Origin of the sequence: Herbaspirillum aquaticum (genome assembly GCF_002213425.1) — a bacterium.
Taxonomy (GTDB): domain Bacteria; phylum Pseudomonadota; class Gammaproteobacteria; order Burkholderiales; family Burkholderiaceae_D; genus Herbaspirillum; species Herbaspirillum aquaticum.
Genome location: NZ_NJGV01000006.1, coordinates 46,772 through 63,579 on the forward strand (window position 1 = coordinate 46,772; position 16,808 = coordinate 63,579).

The window sequence follows — 16,808 nt, forward strand, 5'->3', positions numbered from 1 at the left end:
GCCACAGGCTGACTCAGCCACGGCAGTAAAGCAGTACCCGCAAGACCACTAGTACCAGCAAGACCAGCATGGGGAGCTCCGGCTCCCCATGTCATTTATGGCAAGCCGTCCCGACGGGAGGCACTAACCGCGCACGACGCGGTCTTCCAGCCATGCGCCCGCTCCGAGGCGCTGTTTTTCCAAGAGGACATGCATGGAATTCCTGGCCAACCTGAACTGGGTCGCCGTGGCGCAGATCATCCTGATCGACATCCTGCTCGGCGGCGACAACGCCATCGTCATTGCGCTGGCCTGCCGCAACCTGCCCGACAAGCTGCGCATGAGGGGCATCGTCTGGGGTACCGTGGGTGCCATCGGCATCCGCATCGCCTTGATCGCCTTTGCCGTGACGATGCTGCAGTTGCCGTTCCTCAAGCTGATCGGCGGCATCCTGTTGCTGTGGATCGGCATCAAGCTGCTCAATGAAGACGACGAGCACACCGACATCAATGGCAGCGACCGACTCTGGGGCGCTGTCAAGACCGTGATCGTGGCGGACCTGGTGATGAGCCTGGACAACGTGATTGCCATTGCCAGTGCCGCCGAGCAGGCGGCCGGTGAGCACCAGCTGCTGCTGGTGGTGTTCGGCATCGTGGTCAGCATCCCCATCATCGTCTGGGGCAGTACCCTGGTACTGAAGCTGATGGAGAAATTCCCGGTCATCGTCACGCTGGGCGCAGCCTTGCTCGGCTACATTGCCGGAGGCATGATCTTCAGCGATGTCGCCGTACAGGGCTGGATCGCGGGCTTCATTGGCGATACCGAATTCGTCTTGCCGGGCGCTGCCGTGCACCTGAGCCTGCCCGGCCTGGTCGGTGCGCTTGGCGTGGTGCTGACCGGCCTGACGCTCAAGCGCAGGAAGCAGGAGCGCCAGAAAACGGCCGCCTGAACGGCAACGCGTGTGCAGGCCATGGGGATGGCCGACACGCTGCAGGCCAGGGCAGACCCTGTGCCAACGCGCCCGGCTGCAGGGCATGCTTGAGCCATGTCAGCGCCGCAGCACGACAAACCTGATAGCTTTGCAATTTTTTCGCTGGTACGCATGACCGGCGCTGCCGATACTGGCAACGCCCTTTTCATTTTTACGAGGATCCCATGAAACCCGTCGTCACCCGTCGTCCCCAACAAGGCTTCACCCTGCTCGAACTGATGGTTACGCTGGCCATCGTCGGCATTCTTGCGATGCTGGGGGCCTCGCAATACCAGGACTACATCGCCCGCGCGCGCGTCTCGGAAGGCTTCAACCTGGCCGAACCCTACAAGCTGGCCGTGACCGAGCAGATCAGCTCCAACAACGGCGTCTTCACCGTGGCGCAGCTGGGCCTGCCGGCCTTCACCCCGACCGACAACGTCAGCAAGATCGAGGTCTCGCCGATGGAAAAGCGCGGCGTGGGCGGCGTCATCACGATCACCTACAGCCCGCGTGTCGGGGACGGTGGTACGCTCACCCTGACTCCGACCATCACCTCCGGCACCATCCAGTGGCAATGCGCCGCCAAGGAGGTGAAGCAGGCAGCCACGCCTGAAGGCGCTACGGCCAATACCGGCTTCGTCGCCGGTACGCTGCCGGCCAAGTTTGCGCCGGCCAACTGCCGCGGCTGATCTGCGGTAGCAGCAGCGGATGCAGCATGAAAAAACGCGCCCTCGGGCGCGTTTGTCATTTGTTCAAATGTTCATTTGTTCAAGTGCTCATTTGTCTTGTCCACAGCGAATTTGCTGCGGCTTCCCGCCTCACGGCCGCGCCATGGTGATGTCGCTCTTGCCGCCGCGCTTTTCGGTCACGCAGATATCGGTCATGACCATGGTCTTGTCGACCGCCTTGCTCATGTCGTAGACGGTCAGCAGCCCGACCTGCACGGCGGTGAGCGCTTCCATCTCCACCCCGGTCTTGCCGAAGGTTTCCACCCGTGCGGTACAGCGTACGGAAGAACCGGCTGCATCGGTCTCGAACTCCACCGACACATGCGTCAAGGCCAGCGGATGGCACAGCGGGATCAGGTCGCCGGTGCGCTTGGCTGCCATGATGGCGGCGATGCGGGCGATGCCCAGCACGTCGCCCTTCTTGGCCGTGCCCGATTCGATGATGGCCAGCGTGGCTGGCTGCATGCGGATCACGCCGGTGGCCAGCGCCACGCGATGGGTCTCGTTCTTGCCGCCGACATCGACCATGTGCGCTTGTCCGCCCTGGTCGAAATGAGTGAGGCCGCCGTTGGGCGCGGAGTCGCCGGATGTGCTCATGCTGGTTCGCTGATGATGAAATGAAGGGATAGGAGCGGGTATCATAGCAGGCAGCCTGCGGCTTGCCGCCAGCGCCGTGCTGTGCACCGCCCGCACCGCAGTCGCTGTCTTGCTTTCACCATGTATCTGCCATTGATGACTGGGTCCATGCCACGAACCGTTCCTGAACTTTCCCGCCGCCCCCTGCGCCGCCTGCTCATGCGTGCGCTCAGCGCCACCTTCCTGTTGCTGCCGGCCGCCCCCTTGACGCTGTTGCCGCATCCCGGTGTGGCGCAAGGCCTGCCGACCCTGGGCGATACCGAGCGCGAAGGCCTGTCGCCGCTGATGGAGCGCAAGCTGGGCGAAGAAATCATGCGCGACATCCGCACCGACCGCGACTACGTCGACGATGGTCCGATCTCCGAATACCTCAACAATTTCGGCCAGAACCTGGTCTCCATCCACCCCGAGGTGCGTGGCGAAGCCGGCTTCGATTTCCAGTTCTTCATGGTGCGCGATCCCATGCTCAACGCCTTCGCGCTACCGGGCGGCTTCATCGGGGTCAACAGCGGCCTGGTGCTGGCGGCGCAGTCCGAATCCGAACTGGCCGGCGTGATGTCGCACGAAATCGGCCACGTGGCCCAGCGTCACATCGCCCGCATGCTGGGCCAGCAGAAGCAGAACTCCATGATCCAGCTGGCGGCCATCGTGCTGGGTGCGCTGGCCGGCGTTTCCAAGGCCGGGGGCGACGCCGCCATGGCGACCATGATGGGCGGCACCGGGCTGGCGGTACAGCGGCAGCTCAACTTCAGCCGCGATGCCGAACGCGAAGCCGACCGCATCGGCCTGCAGATCATGCGCGATGGCGGCTTCGATCCGTCGGGCATGGTGACCTTCTTCGGCCGCTTGCAGACGGCCTCGCGCAATTACAGCGATGCGGTGCCGCCTTACCTGATGACGCACCCGCTGACCACCGAGCGTATCGCCGACATCCAGGCCCGCATCCGCGACCAGCGCTACAAGCAGCGTGTGGACAACCCGGAATTCCAGCTGGCGCGCGCCCGTACCCAGGTCCTGCAGAATGACAGCGTGCAGGGCCTGCGCGATAACGTCGCCAAGTTCACCGACCAGGCCAAAAACAATACCAAGCTGATGACGGCGGCCGCCAAGTATGGCCTGGCTTACGCCTACTACCGCCAGAACCGCTTCGAGCAGGCCGAGGCTGCATTGAAGGAGGCCCAGGAAGCGGCCATCCCGATGAAGACCGGCATCTTCTTCGGCAGCCTCGACATCGACATCAAGATCGCCCGCAAGCAGGCCCAGCAGGCGCTGCAGGTGGCGCAGAGCATGCGCCAGCAGTTCCCTATCTCGCGCAGCGTCGCGCGCCAGTATGCCGATGCGCTGATCGCCGCCAACCGCAATGACCAGGCCGTGGCCTACCTGCGCGACCAGGCGCAGCTGTATCGTTCGGATGCCCAGGTGCAGCAGCTGCTGGCCAAGGTCTACGCGGCTCAGGGCAAGCAGGCCCTGCAGCATCTGGCGCTGGCCGAATCGTATGCACTCAACGGCAGCCTGCTGGCTGCCATCGATCAGTTGGGCATTGCCCGCAAGGCGCCCGATGCGACCTTCTACGACCAGTCGCAGATCGATGCGCGCGAGCGCGAATGGAAGGCGCGCTGGAAGGATGAGCAGAAGGAGCTCAAAGACCGCTGACCCCCTCCAGCCGCAAAGTCAGGCGGGACGGGGGCTACAGACGAAGCTGAAAGTTTGTTCCAGTTGATCGCTGGCGATGCGCTGCAGCGGCAGGCCCTGTCCGTTCCAGGTGAAGGAAAGCGTCAAATCCTCAGCGCCCTCCAGCCAGCGCAGCAGGGCCTCTTCATCCGCCTGCCCGGCATGATGCAGGCAGGGCAGCAGGGTGGCCAGGTCGCGGTCATCGACGCCGGCAATGATGTTGCCGCTGCGCAGGTAGAGACGTCCGTTCTCATCCATCCAGGCGGCATCGAGGTGCTCCACCGCGACCTGGGTATGCAGGATGAGCGACGGTACCAGGGCATTCGCACCCGGCTGGGTCCGCAGGATATGCGGCACCCATTCCAGATCCACATACACCCGCTGCGGCCCGTTCTGGAAATACCAGCGGCCCATGTCGTCGCAGGCATAGTTGCGGTCGATGAAGGCCAGCAGGGCCGGGTGGCGGATGGGATCTCCCGGTAACGCCAGCTGCTGCGCCTGTTCGTCGCGCATGCGCCATTGTCCGCGTGCATCCAGCCGCAGCCAGCCGAAGCAGTGCGGCACATTGGGCCAGCGGGCCATGGCCTGGCGGACGATCTCATCCATGGGCCAGCTCCGTGCGGGCCACGAAGGCGCTCTCCGCCTTGCCTTCCAGGAAATGCAGCAGCCGCTGCGGCAGCCACGCCAGGCTGCCCGGCGGGCCGCCTGCGGCGAAGCCGACATGGCCGCCTTGTTCGGGATACTCCAAGACCACTTCCGGTGCGGCCGCGCGCGGCAGGTGGCGCGCCGGCAGGAAAGGATCATTCTGCGCATTCAATACCAGCGTGGGCACGCTGATGTCGTTGAGGATGTGCTTGGCGCTGGCGCGGTCCCAGTAATCGTCGGTATTGCGATAGCCATGCAGGGGCGCGGTGACCACGTTGTCGAAGGCATACAGGTCGCGCGCCGACAGCAGGGCCTCGCGGTCGAACAGGCCCGGGAACTGGTCCAGCTTGGCCAGGCACTTGGGCCGCATGGTGCGCAGGAACACCCAGGTATAGAGCCGGTTGAAGCCGCTGGCCAGCGCCGCGCCGCCCCCGGCCAGGTCCAGCGGTGCCGACACTGCGCAGGCGGCGTCGACGATTTCGGCCTCGTGCTGGGATTCGCCCAGCCAGCGCAGCAGCGCATTGGCACCCAGCGAAACGCCGCAGGCGTACAGGTGCGTGGCCGCCAGGTCTTGCTGGCGCAGCTTCAGGCGGCGGATGATCCAGTCCAGCTCGGCGCTATCGCCCGAGTGATAGAAGCGCGGTGCCAGGTTGATTTCCCCCGAGCAGCCGCGAAAATGCGGAATCGCCCCATGCCAGCCACGCCGCTCTACTTCCGCCATGAGCGCGCGGCTGTAGTGGCTGCCGGACGAGCCTTCCAGCCCGTGGAACAGCACCAGCAGCGGCCGTCCAGGCTGGCCGTCGACGAAATCGATGTCGATGAAGTCGCCGTCGGGCGCTTCCCAGCGCTCGCGCCGGAAAGCCACCTTCGGCTTGGGCAGGAAGGTGGAGGGATAGATGGTCTGGAGATGGCCGCCGGGAAGCCAGCGGGGCGGGACGTAAAGCATGATGCAGCCTTGCTCGGAATCGGATGGCGCAAGCGCCTGTGGATAAATCAGGCCGCCCTCAATGCAGCATGGCCCCGCTGATCACCGGTTCCACCGGTGCCGCACCGGGTGCGACCGAGGCGTGGTGCATCACCATGCGCCAGCCCAGGGCGGTCTTGAGGTAGACGTTGGTGGCGATGACATGGACATCCGGCTGCGGTTCGCCGCCGTGGTCGATATCTTCCACCACGCTGTGCACGGCGGTCATCATGTTCTGGGTGGCATGCAACTGGCGCGGGCGGATATGCAGGCCGCCGTTGGAGAGGATGTCTTCCCACACGGCGCGGATGTCAGCATGGCCGACCAGGCGTTGTGCGCCGGGGTGGATGCAGACGATTTCCTCGTCATCGGCCCACAGGTCCATCAGCGCGTCCAGGTCGGCACGGGCCAGGGCGTCATAGTAGGCTGCTTCGATTTCATCGGGCGAACCATGGATCAGTTTGTTGCGGGGCATGAGAATCTCCGGATCAGATGAAAAGAGGGCCTTGTGGGCCCTCTCGTGTCTGGTGCGAAAGCTCGAGGTTAGTGGCCTTTGACCACGGTACCGGGTTTGAGCTGGTACTGGGTACCACAGTACGGACATTTGGCCGCGCCGTGCGCGTCCAGTTCCAGGAACACGCGCGGGTGCGAGTTCCAGGCCGACATGCTGGGGTTGGGGCAGTGGGCCGGGAGGTCCTTGCCTTCGAGCAGGATCACGCCCTGCGATGCTTGAGCTTGGCTCATCTTGTTCTCCGTTGCTTGCAATTGACTGAAGTTGATACGTAAAAATCTGTGCTGATCCGGCCGCGCCTCACACCAGCGTGAGCCAGTGCTTGTACTGCGGTGCCCGGCCCGAGACCACGTCGAAGAACAGGGTCTGCAGCTTCTCGGTGATGGGGCCACGGCCGCCGTTGCCGATGACGCGGCGATCCAGTTCGCGGATCGGCGTGACCTCGGCGGCGGTGCCGGTGAAGAAAGCTTCATCGGCGCAATACATCTCGTCGCGGGTGATACGTTTTTCGATGACCTCGATGCCCAGGTCGCGCGCCATGGTCAGCACGGCGTCGCGGGTAATGCCGTCCAGGCAGGAGGCCAGGTCGGGAGTATAGATCTTGCCGTTCTTGACGATGAAGACATTTTCACCGGAACCTTCCGACACATAACCCTCGGTGTCCAGCAGCAGGGCCTCATCGTAGCCATCGGCCAGCGCTTCCTGGTTGGCCAGGATGGAATTGATGTAGTAGCCGCTGGCCTTGGCGCGCACCAGCGAAACGTTGACGTGATGACGGGTGAAGGAAGAAGTCTTCACACGAATGCCCTTGTTGATGCCGTCTTCGCCCAGGTAGGCGCCCCACGGCCAGGCCGCGATGGCCACATGGATCTGGTTGCCCTTGGCGGACACGCCCAGCTTTTCCGAGCCGATCCAGATCAGCGGGCGGATGTAGCAGGATTCCAGCTTGTTCTCGCGCACCACCTGGCACTGCGCCTCGGCCAGGGTGGCCTGGTCGAACGGCACTTCCATCTGGAAGATCTTGGCCGAGTTGAACAGGCGCTGGGTATGTTCCTTCAGGCGGAAGATGGCCGTGCCTTCCGGCGTCTTGTAGGCGCGCACGCCTTCAAAGACACCCATGCCGTAGTGCAGGGTGTGGGTCAGTACGTGAATGGTGGCGTCTCGCCAATCGATCAGCGCGCCGTCCTTCCAGATCTTGCCGTCGCGGTCAGCCATGGACATGGTGGTCTCCCTGTGTGCGGTGATTGCAAACTTCCCGAAATGGATTGTTCCGTCCTGACAAATCGAACTGAACAAAGAACACCATTTTAGCGGATTCACGCGAGTAAAAACTTTCATCTGTAGAATGAAAGGCCTGAGTGAAAATGCACCCACCATCACGCGCGCCGGCCCTCTGCGGCCGGCCGCTTCTTCAATCGCCGACGGAAGAACAATGCAGAAGGAGACAGGCGAGGACCGATCAGGGGAGGGGGGCAACACCCTCGTGCAGGACCCTGGCGCCGCCCGCCGCATCGAGAAGGAAGCCTTCCAGGAAGGCTGGCGTGCCAGTGCCTCGACCATTCCCGCCGTGCTGGCCTGGGGCATGGTCTCGGGCATGGCCATGGTCAAGTCGGGGCTGACGATCTACCAGTCGCTGGGCATGAGCCTCCTGGTCTATGCCGGGTCGGCCCAATTCGCGGCGCTGCCCTTGCTGGCGGCCGGGGTGCCGCTGCTGGTGGTGTTCTTCACCGCCATGATCGTCAACCTGCGCTTCGTGATTTTCTCGGCGGCGGTGGCACCGCATTTCGAACACCTGCCCTGGTATCGCCGGGTCTGGTACGGTTTTTTCAATGGCGATATCTCGATGGCCTTCTTTCCTCAGCGCTATCCTCCCTCTACTTTCAATCAACCTGCCGGCAAGATCGGCTATTTTGCGGCCATCTGCTATCCGGGTTGGGTTGCTTGGCAGCTCGGTGCGACCATCGGTATCCTGCTCGGCAGTCAGATCCCGGAAAGCTGGAATATCGGCTTTGCCGGGACCCTGGCCCTGATTGCCGTGATGATCCCCATGACCAGCAGCCTGCCGGCACTGGCCGGGGTGGTCGTCTCGGGTACGGTGGCGGTGCTGGCACTGGAGCTGCCGTACCGGCTGGGCTTGCTGCTGGCCATGGTGCTGGGCATGGCGGCGGCCATGCTGGCCGACAAGCTGCTGCCGGGCAGCGGCAATGAAGACGATGCAGGGGCGGCGGCATGAGTGACTGGTATGTCTGGGGCGCCATCGTGCTGCTGACCATCTCCACGGTCATCACCCGCAGCGGCTTCTTCCTGTTCGGCCATGCCGTCAAGTTGCCGCCGCGCGTCAAGCATGCCTTGAGCTATGCGCCGGCAGCGGCCATGGCGGCCATCATCTTCCCCGATCTGGTGACCTCAGGCGGGGCCATCGAGATGAGCCTGGCCAATCCGAAGTTGCTGGCCGGCATCGGTGCCGGCGTTTTCTTTGCGGCAACGCGTCATCTTCTGGGAACTATTGTGGCAGGAATGTCACTCTTTACACTGCTGCGCTGGTTGCTGTGAAGTTTCGCGCAGAGCGCCAGGATGCGCTCCGGATGTTGTACAGGCTGCCAAAAAGCCGTCAGGAGCGGGTCAGGCTGGAGTAAAATACGGCGTTTTTCGCCCCCTTCTTCGAATTCCTACCTATGAAATTCAACCGACTGAGCGATTTGATTTCTGCCAAGCAATTGCAAGGCAAACGCGTCTTCATCCGTGCCGATCTCAACGTCCCGCAGGATGATGCCGGCAACATCACCGAAGATACCCGCATCCGCGCTTCGGTCCCGGCCATTCGCGATGCCCAGCAGGCAGGCGCTGCAGTGATGGTGACCTCCCACCTGGGCCGTCCGACCGAAGGCGAGTTCAAGCCCGAAGATTCGCTGGCCCCGGTGGCCAAGCGCCTCTCGGAACTGCTGGGAAGCGAAGTCAAGCTGGTCGCCGACTGGGTCGATGGTGTGGACGTGCAGCCCGGCCAGGTCGTGCTGCTGGAAAATTGCCGTCTGAACAAGGGCGAAAAGAAGAACAGCGACGAGCTGGCGCAAAAGATCGCCAAGCTCTGCGACATCTACGTCAACGACGCCTTCGGTACCGCGCACCGCGCCGAAGCCACCACCTATGGCGTGGCCAAGTTTGCTCCCGTCGCCTGTGCCGGCCCGCTGCTGGCCGCCGAGCTGGATGCATTGGGCAAGGCCCTGAACCAGCCGGCCCGCCCGCTGGTGGCCATCGTGGCCGGTTCCAAGGTGTCCACCAAGCTGACCATCCTGAAGACCCTGGCCGAGAAGGTCGACAACCTCATCGTCGGTGGCGGCATCGCCAATACCTTCATGCTGGCGGCCGGCCTGAAGATCGGCAAGTCGCTGGCCGAGCCGGACCTGGTCGATGACGCCAAGGCCATCATCGAACTGATGGCCAAGCGCGGCGCTTCGGTGCCCATCCCCACGGACGTCGTGGTGGGCAAGGAATTCTCGCCGACCGCTGCAGCCACCGTGAAGGCGGCTGCTGATGTGGCCGACGACGACATGATCTTTGACATCGGTCCCGAGACCGCTGCTACCTTGGCTGAACAGTTGGGCCGTGCCGGCACCATCGTCTGGAACGGCCCGGTGGGCGTGTTCGAGTTTGACCAGTTCGGCCGTGGCACCGAGACCCTGGCCCGCGCCATCGCAGCATCCCCGGGCTTCTCGATCGCTGGTGGCGGCGACACCCTGGCCGCCATTGCCAAGTACAACATTGCCGACAAGGTCGGCTACATCTCCACCGGTGGTGGCGCTTTCCTGGAATTCCTGGAAGGCAAGACCCTGCCGGCTGTCGAGATCCTGCTGCAACGCGCGCAGTAAGCATGACCGGCGCTGCGCCCTGTTGCCGGGCGCGGCGCCCGGCTGTTCCATCCGGATTCTGAGTCTGTAGCACCACCAATGATGAACGCGTCCGAGACGCGCGTTCGGGGCGGAAGCTCTCCGCCTGATCGGCCCTGCATCGGGCCGGGCAGCGGGCTTCTATCACCAAGTCGCAACCAGAAGGTATTCATGTCCAGAGCAACAAAAATCGTCGCCACCATCGGTCCCGCATCCAGCGACCGTGAAACCCTGACCCGCATGATCCGCGCCGGCGTTGACGTCGTGCGCCTCAATTTCTCGCACGGCAAGCCGCAGGACCACATCGACCGCGCTACCCTGGTGCGCGAAGTGGCCGACGAATGCGGCAAGAAGGTCGCCATCATGGCCGACCTGCAAGGTCCCAAGATCCGCGTGGGCAAGTTCGAGAATGGCAAGATCATGCTGGCCAACGGCGACAAGTTCATCCTCGATTCCGATTGCCAGATGGGCAACCAGGAACGCGTGGGCCTGGACTACAAGGCACTGCCGCGTGACCTGAAGGGCAACGACATCCTGCTGTTGAACGATGGCCTGATCGTGCTCAAGGTCGAGCGCGTGATCGGCAACGAGATCCATACGGTCGTCAAGATCGGCGGCGAACTGTCCAACAACAAGGGCATCAACCGCCAGGGTGGCGGCCTGTCCGCACCGGCGCTGACGGCCAAGGACATGGACGACATCAAGACCGCGATGAGCTTCCAGGCCGATTACGTGGCCGTGTCCTTCCCCAAGAACGCCACCGACATGGAAATGGCGCGCCAGCTCTCCAACGTGGCCGGTGAGCCCTTCGGCCACAAGCCGATGATGATCGCCAAGATCGAGCGCGCCGAAGCCATCCCCCTGCTGCAGGAAATCCTGGATGCCTCCGACGGCATCATGGTGGCCCGGGGCGACCTGGCCGTGGAAGTGGGCAACGCCGCCGTGCCGGGCTTGCAGAAGCGCATGATCAAGATGGCCCGCGCCTCCAACAAGCTGACCATCACTGCGACCCAGATGATGGAGTCCATGATCGTCAATGCCGTGCCGACCCGCGCCGAAGTCTCCGACGTGGCCAACGCCGTGCTGGATGGTACCGATGCCGTCATGACTTCGGCCGAGACGGCCTCCGGCAAGTATCCGGTGGAAACCGTGGAAGCCATGTCGGCCATCTGCCTGGAAGCCGAGCGTTCCGAGAGCGTGCAGCTGGATGCCGATTTCCTGAACCTGCGCTTTACCCGCGTGGACCAGTCCATCGCCTATGGCGCCCTGTTTACCGCGCACCACCTGCGCGTGAAGGCCATCGCCGCGCTCACCGAATCCGGTTCGACGGCGCTGTGGATGAGCCGTCACAACATCGATATCCCGATCTTTGCGATCACCCCCAATGTCGCCACGCGCCGCAAGGCTTCGCTGTTCCGCAACGTGCATACGCTGGAACTGGCCCAGGCGCCCGACACCGAAGCCATGTTGAAGGGCGCCCAGGACCTCCTGCTGGCGCAAGGCGTGGTGCAGAAGGGTGACCTGATCGTCGTGACCTGGGGCGAGCCCATCGGCCAGGTCGGCGGCACCAATGCGCTGAAGATCCTGCGCGTTGGCGAGTACTGATTTTTCATCGTTCTGGAGTTTTCATCATGCCTCTCGTATCCATGCGTCAACTGCTGGACCATGCCGCCGAAAACGGCTACGGCCTGCCGGCATTCAACGTCAACAACCTGGAGCAGGTCACTGCCATCATGGAAGCCGCCAATGAAGTCGGCGCGCCCGTGATCATGCAAGCCTCCGCCGGTGCCCGCAAGTACGCGGGCGAAGCCTTCCTGCGCCACCTGATTTCGGCGGCCGTGGAAGCCTATCCGCACATCCCCGTGGTGATGCACCAGGATCACGGCCAGTCGCCGGCGGTCTGCATGGCCGCGATCAAGTCCGGTTTCTCCTCCGTCATGATGGATGGCTCGTTGGAAGCCGACGGCAAGACCGTGGCCAGCTACGAGTACAACGTCGAAGTCTCGCGCAAGGTGGTCGAGTTCTCGCACGCCATCGGCGTGACCGTGGAAGCCGAACTGGGCGTGCTGGGTTCGCTGGAAACCATGAAGGGCGACAAGGAAGACGGCCACGGCGCCGACGGCACCATGACCCGCGAACAGCTGCTCACCGACGTGAACCAGGCGGCCGACTTCGTCAAGGCCACCCAGTGCGACGCGCTGGCCATTGCCATCGGCACTTCGCACGGCGCCTACAAGTTCTCGCGCAAGCCCACCGGCGACATCCTGGCGATCGATCGCATCAAGGAAATCCACGCCCGCATCCCCAACACCCACCTGGTGATGCACGGTTCTTCGTCGGTGCCGCAGGAACTGCTGGCCGAGATCCGCGAATTCGGCGGTGACATGAAGGAAACTTACGGCGTGCCGGTCGAAGAGATCCAGGAAGGCATCAAGCACGGCGTGCGCAAGATCAACATCGACACCGACATCCGCCTGGCCATGACCGGTGCGATCCGCCGCTACCTGTTCGAGAACCCGTCCAAGTTCGACCCGCGCGACTACCTCAAGCCCGCCCGCGAAGCGGCCAAGCTGGTCTGCAAGGCACGTTTCCTGTCCTTCGGCTGCGAAGGCCAGGCTGGCAAGATCAAGCCGGTCTCGCTGGAAAAGATCGCCGAGAAGTACAAGAGCGGCGAACTGGCACAGATCGTCCAGTAAGCGCTCAAGCCTGATACGGCCTACGCCGCACGCAAGGCCCCACCGACCGGAATCGCCCTGAAAATGGCGGTTCCGGTTTTTGACTTTACGAGAAGACCACCATGAGCAGTCTCTACAAATCCTCGATCACTTCCCTGCCGCTGCTGGGCACAGGCAAGGTCCGTGAAAACTATGCCGTCGGCGACGACAAGCTGTTGATCGTGACCACCGATCGCCTCTCGGCCTTCGACGTCATCATGAACGAACCGATCCCCGGCAAGGGCAAGGTCCTGAACCAGATGAGCGATTTCTGGTTCGAGAAGCTGGGCCACATCGTGCCCAATCACCTGACCGGCGTTGATCCCGAGTCCGTGGTGAGCCCGGCCGAAGTGGAGCAGGTGCGCGGACGCGCCGTGGTGGCCAAGCGCTTGAAGCCGATCCTGGTGGAAGCCGTGGTGCGCGGCTACATCATCGGTTCCGGCTGGAAGGATTACCAGGCCACCGGTGCGATCTGCGGCATCAAGCTGCCGGCGGGCCTGCAGCAGGCCTCCAAGCTGGAACAGCCGATCTTCACCCCGGCCGCCAAGGCCGACCTGGGCGAACACGACGAAAACATCAGCTTCGAAGAAACCGAAAAGCGCATCGGCACCGAACTGGCCCACAAGATCCGTGATGTGGCCATCCAGCTCTACAAGGAAGCCGCCGACTACGCGGCCACGCGTGGCATCATCATCGCCGACACCAAGTTCGAATTCGGCCTGGACGACAACGGCGTGCTGCACCTGATGGATGAAGTGCTGACTGCGGACTCTTCGCGTTTCTGGCCGGCAGACAGCTACCAGGTCGGCATCTCGCCGCCGTCCTTCGACAAGCAATTCGTGCGCGATTACCTGGAAACCGTCGACGGCTGGCAGAAGACTCCGCCTGCACCGGCGCTTCCGGCCGATGTGATCGAAAAGACCGGCGCCAAGTACCGCGAGGCGCTGGAACGCCTGACCGGCGAGAAGCTCAAGGACTGACGAGGACCGGACATGAACGATACTGTCAAACCGCTGATCGGCGTGGTCATGGGGTCGTCCTCCGACTGGGAGGTGATGCAGAATGCGGTCACCATCCTGAAGGACTTTGGCGTGCCCTTCGAAGCCCAGGTGATCTCTGCCCACCGCATGCCGGACCAGATGTTCGCCTACGCCGAGAGCGCCCGTACGCGCGGCCTGCGCGCCATCATCGCCGGTGCCGGCGGCGCTGCGCACCTGCCGGGCATGATCGCCGCCAAGACCATCGTGCCGGTGCTGGGTGTGCCGGTGCCTTCCAAGTACCTGCGTGGCGAGGATTCGCTGCTGTCCATCGTGCAGATGCCCAAGGGCATTCCGGTGGCCACCTATGCCATCGGTGAAGCCGGTGCCGCCAATGCGGCGCTCTCCGCCATCGCCATGCTGGCTACCACCGACGCGGCCCTGGCTGAAAAGCTGGAAGCCTTCCGCAAGACCCAGACGCAAGTCGCCCTCGACATGAAGTTGCCTGTATGACCCAGCAGTCCGCCTCCACCCTCCGTCCCGCCGTTCCCTCGACCACCCCGGCCACCTGGCTGGGCGTGATGGGCGGTGGCCAGCTCGGCCGCATGTTCGCCCACGCGGCACAGGGCATGGGCTTCAAGGTCGCCGTGCTGGAAGCCGATGCCGACTGCCCGGCCGGGCAGGTGGCGGACCGCCTCATCAATGCCGCCTACGACGATGGTGTGGCGCTGGCCGAGCTGGGAGCGCTGTGTGCGGCCATCACGACCGAGTTCGAGAACGTCTCGGCCAAGAGCCTGGCGACGCTGGCAGCGCAGACCTTCGTGGCACCGGCAGCTTCCGGGGTCTCGATTGCGCAGGACCGTACTGCAGAGAAGGCCTTCTTCACCGAATGCGGATCGCAGTCCGGCGTGCTGCCGGCACCGCACCTGGTGATCAACAGCGAGGCTGATATCGATGGCCTCGATGCCAACCTGCTGCCAGGCATCCTCAAGACTGCGCGCATGGGTTATGACGGCAAGGGCCAGGTGCGCGTGCGCAGCATCGACGAAGTGCGCGCCGCTTTCGCCGCCATGAAGGGCGTGACCTGCGTGCTGGAAAAGATGCTGCCGCTGGCTTACGAAGTCTCGGTGCTGGTGGCGCGCGGCCATGATGGCCAGGCCGTGGTCTATCCGATTGCCGAGAACGTGCATCGTGACGGCATCCTCTTCACCACCACCGTGCCTGGTCCCAACATCAAGGCCGATGCCGCTGCGCGTGCGCAGCAGGCGGCCTTGCAGATCATCGGCGCGATGCAGTACGTCGGCGTGCTGTGCATCGAGTTCTTCGTGCTGGACGATGGCGCGCTGGTGGTCAACGAGATGGCCCCGCGTCCGCACAACAGCGGCCACTACACCATCGATGCCTGCGTCACCAGCCAGTTCGAACAGCAGGCCCGCGCCATGGCGCGCCTGCCGCTGGGCGATACGCGCCAGCATTCGCCCTCGGTGATGTTGAATATCCTCGGCGATGTCTGGTACGAGGGTGATACCGACACCCAGCGCGAACCGGCCTGGGATCAGGTGCTGGCGCTGCCCGGTGCGCACCTGCACCTGTATGGCAAGGCTGAAGCACGCCGTGGCCGCAAGATGGGCCATGTCACCTTCACCGCTGCCACGCTGGCCGATGCACAGCGCCAGCTGGCAGCAGCCTGCGCCATCCTCGGCATCACGCTGTAAGCGAGGCGGGCAATGAACGACAAGCACGCTTCTTCCACCGTAGCCATCGATGCGGCCGCCATCATGCATGCCGCGCGCAAGCTGGAGCAGGGCGGCCTGGTGGCCTTCCCGACCGAGACCGTCTACGGCCTCGGCGGCGACGCCGAGAATCCGGCCGCCATTGCTGCCATCTATGCAGCCAAGGGACGTCCTGCCAATCATCCGGTGATCGTGCACGTTTCGCCGGAAGCCGATATCGGCTACTGGGCCGCGTCGGTGCCGGTGGAAGCGCGGCGCCTGATTGCCTCGTTCTGGCCTGGTCCGCTCACGCTGATCTTGAAGCGCGCCGCGCACATTCCCGATGCCGTGGCCGGTGGCCAGGATTCGGTGGGCGTGCGCTGTCCTTCGCATCCGGTGGCGCAAGCGCTGCTGCGCGAATTCCGGGGCGGCAAGGGCGGTATCGCCGGTCCCTCGGCCAACAAGTTCGGACACGTCAGCCCGACCACCGCCGAGCACGTGCGCGAGGAATTCGGCAGCGATGCCGACAGCCCCGTGGATTACGTGCTTGACGGTGGACAGAGCGAAGTGGGCATCGAATCCACCATCGTCGACCTGTCCCGCATCGAGACGCATGGCCCGGTATTGCTGCGTCCCGGCCAGATCAGTGCGGATCGTATTGCCGCCGTGCTGGGGGTGCCGCTGGCCACGCCCGACGCCACTGCACCGCGCGCATCGGGTACGCTCGATGCGCATTACGCACCGCATACGCCGGTGGTGCAGGTTGCGCCTGCCGAGCTGCCGGCACTGCTGGGCAAGCTGGCCGGCATCGGCCAGAAGGTCGCGCTGATCCAGCGCGAATTCCGGGGCGAGGGTAGGCCCGGCGTGCACGTGATCCGGCCGATGCCGCCCGCTGCCGATGCCTATGCCCATGATCTCTATGCCGCCCTGCGCGATATGGACCATGCGGGCGCGGACCTCATCGTGGTGGAATCCCTGCCCCTCGGCGCAGAATGGCAGGGCGTCAACGACCGCCTGCGACGCGCTGCCTTCGATTCGCAGGGTTTGCTGGCGCGACTGCTCCCAAGCTGAGCAGTCGTTCTGCGGCGGCGAACCGGAACGCTGCGGCTCGCTGCCGATTTCCCTGCTCCGCCGCTCTGCCGCGCCGGTACTGACCTTTGGGTCAGTACGCGGTTGTCAAAAGCCGACAAGCACGTTCGTGCTCTTCACATGTTCTATACAAATTGTGACAAAGCTGGCATAGTATCTCCAAGGAATAGCACGCGCGTTCTTTTTGTTTCGTCAGCGTAAAAACCACGTACTTTCCAGTTACGCAGGATTACGTTGAATAATGAAAAACGGTAACCAGCCGTGAGATCTATCCCGTCCGATGCCTGAGGCCGGGAATAAAAAATCCGGGCACTGCCCGCAACTC

The 16,808-nt window shown here is 63.7% G+C and carries 18 protein-coding genes; 12 read left to right on the forward strand and 6 right to left on the reverse strand.

Going from position 1 to position 16,808, the window contains the following annotated elements; genetic code table 11:
• Positions 1 to 193: 193 nt before the first annotated feature.
• Positions 194 to 928 carry a TerC family protein gene (locus CEJ45_RS07690; RefSeq protein ID WP_088754588.1) on the forward strand — a complete coding sequence of 245 codons (735 nt, stop codon included), beginning with the start codon at positions 194 to 196 and terminating at the stop codon, positions 926 to 928.
• A gap of 206 nt (positions 929 to 1,134) precedes the next feature.
• Positions 1,135 to 1,641, forward strand: coding sequence for a pilin (locus CEJ45_RS07695; protein ID WP_088754589.1), 507 nt, complete (start codon positions 1,135 to 1,137; stop codon positions 1,639 to 1,641).
• A 129-nt stretch (positions 1,642 to 1,770) separates the two neighbouring features.
• Here the strand turns inward: CEJ45_RS07695 and moaC are convergent, their stop codons facing one another.
• The gene (gene moaC / locus CEJ45_RS07700) at positions 1,771 to 2,277 is read right to left on the reverse strand and encodes a cyclic pyranopterin monophosphate synthase MoaC (RefSeq protein WP_088754590.1); all 507 of its coding nucleotides are present in this window, start codon (positions 2,275 to 2,277) and stop codon (positions 1,771 to 1,773) included.
• A 147-nt stretch (positions 2,278 to 2,424) separates the two neighbouring features.
• On the opposite strand from moaC, the gene CEJ45_RS07705 reads away from it, so the two are divergent.
• The gene (locus CEJ45_RS07705) at positions 2,425 to 3,969 is read left to right on the forward strand and encodes a M48 family metalloprotease (RefSeq protein ID WP_088754591.1); all 1,545 of its coding nucleotides are present in this window, start codon (positions 2,425 to 2,427) and stop codon (positions 3,967 to 3,969) included.
• A gap of 18 nt (positions 3,970 to 3,987) precedes the next feature.
• Here CEJ45_RS07705 and CEJ45_RS07710 read toward each other — a convergent pair whose 3' ends face one another.
• The 5 genes from CEJ45_RS07710 to CEJ45_RS07730 form a co-directional block, all read right to left on the reverse strand.
• Entirely contained in the window at positions 3,988 to 4,593 is a 606-nt protein-coding gene (locus CEJ45_RS07710; RefSeq protein WP_088754592.1) for a DUF2946 family protein, read from the reverse strand.
• A complete protein-coding gene (locus CEJ45_RS07715; RefSeq protein ID WP_088754593.1) occupies positions 4,586 to 5,578 on the reverse strand; it encodes a YheT family hydrolase in 993 nt (330 codons plus the stop codon). Before CEJ45_RS07715 ends, CEJ45_RS07710 begins: the two co-directional genes overlap by 8 nt.
• A gap of 58 nt (positions 5,579 to 5,636) precedes the next feature.
• A complete protein-coding gene (locus CEJ45_RS07720; RefSeq protein ID WP_088754594.1) occupies positions 5,637 to 6,071 on the reverse strand; it encodes a YybH family protein in 435 nt (144 codons plus the stop codon).
• A 68-nt stretch (positions 6,072 to 6,139) separates the two neighbouring features.
• Positions 6,140 to 6,340, reverse strand: coding sequence for a zinc-finger domain-containing protein (locus tag CEJ45_RS07725; protein ID WP_008325571.1), 201 nt, complete (start codon positions 6,338 to 6,340; stop codon positions 6,140 to 6,142).
• A gap of 67 nt (positions 6,341 to 6,407) precedes the next feature.
• On the reverse strand, positions 6,408 to 7,328 hold the full coding sequence (locus tag CEJ45_RS07730) for a branched-chain amino acid transaminase (RefSeq protein ID WP_088754595.1): 921 nt from the start codon (positions 7,326 to 7,328) through the stop codon (positions 6,408 to 6,410).
• A 211-nt stretch (positions 7,329 to 7,539) separates the two neighbouring features.
• Between CEJ45_RS07730 and CEJ45_RS07735 the strand changes: the two genes are divergently transcribed.
• From CEJ45_RS07735 to CEJ45_RS07775, 9 genes are all read left to right on the forward strand, one after another.
• Positions 7,540 to 8,340, forward strand: coding sequence for an AzlC family ABC transporter permease (locus CEJ45_RS07735; protein WP_088754596.1), 801 nt, complete (start codon positions 7,540 to 7,542; stop codon positions 8,338 to 8,340).
• Positions 8,337 to 8,660, forward strand: coding sequence for an AzlD domain-containing protein (locus CEJ45_RS07740; RefSeq protein WP_034331816.1), 324 nt, complete (start codon positions 8,337 to 8,339; stop codon positions 8,658 to 8,660). Before CEJ45_RS07735 ends, CEJ45_RS07740 begins: the two co-directional genes overlap by 4 nt.
• Before the next feature lie 122 nt (positions 8,661 to 8,782).
• Positions 8,783 to 9,973 (forward strand): phosphoglycerate kinase, encoded by a 1,191-nt coding sequence (locus CEJ45_RS07745; protein WP_088754597.1) that lies wholly within the window; start codon positions 8,783 to 8,785, stop codon positions 9,971 to 9,973.
• A 189-nt stretch (positions 9,974 to 10,162) separates the two neighbouring features.
• Positions 10,163 to 11,596 carry a pyruvate kinase gene (gene pyk, locus CEJ45_RS07750; protein ID WP_088754598.1) on the forward strand — a complete coding sequence of 478 codons (1,434 nt, stop codon included), beginning with the start codon at positions 10,163 to 10,165 and terminating at the stop codon, positions 11,594 to 11,596.
• 26 nt (positions 11,597 to 11,622) lie between these two features.
• Positions 11,623 to 12,687, forward strand: coding sequence for a class II fructose-bisphosphate aldolase (gene fba, locus CEJ45_RS07755; protein ID WP_006461735.1), 1,065 nt, complete (start codon positions 11,623 to 11,625; stop codon positions 12,685 to 12,687).
• 101 nt (positions 12,688 to 12,788) lie between these two features.
• A complete protein-coding gene (locus CEJ45_RS07760; RefSeq protein WP_034331811.1) occupies positions 12,789 to 13,685 on the forward strand; it encodes a phosphoribosylaminoimidazolesuccinocarboxamide synthase in 897 nt (298 codons plus the stop codon).
• Between the two features lie 12 nt (positions 13,686 to 13,697).
• Positions 13,698 to 14,195, forward strand: a complete 498-nt coding sequence (purE, locus tag CEJ45_RS07765; RefSeq protein ID WP_088754599.1) for a 5-(carboxyamino)imidazole ribonucleotide mutase — start codon at positions 13,698 to 13,700, stop codon at positions 14,193 to 14,195.
• Positions 14,192 to 15,397, forward strand: a complete 1,206-nt coding sequence (locus CEJ45_RS07770) for a 5-(carboxyamino)imidazole ribonucleotide synthase (RefSeq protein ID WP_088754600.1) — start codon at positions 14,192 to 14,194, stop codon at positions 15,395 to 15,397. The genes purE and CEJ45_RS07770 overlap by 4 nt, the downstream gene beginning before the upstream one ends.
• A 12-nt stretch (positions 15,398 to 15,409) precedes the next feature.
• Positions 15,410 to 16,465 carry an L-threonylcarbamoyladenylate synthase gene (locus tag CEJ45_RS07775; protein ID WP_088754601.1) on the forward strand — a complete coding sequence of 352 codons (1,056 nt, stop codon included), beginning with the start codon at positions 15,410 to 15,412 and terminating at the stop codon, positions 16,463 to 16,465.
• Positions 16,466 to 16,808: the final 343 nt, after the last annotated feature.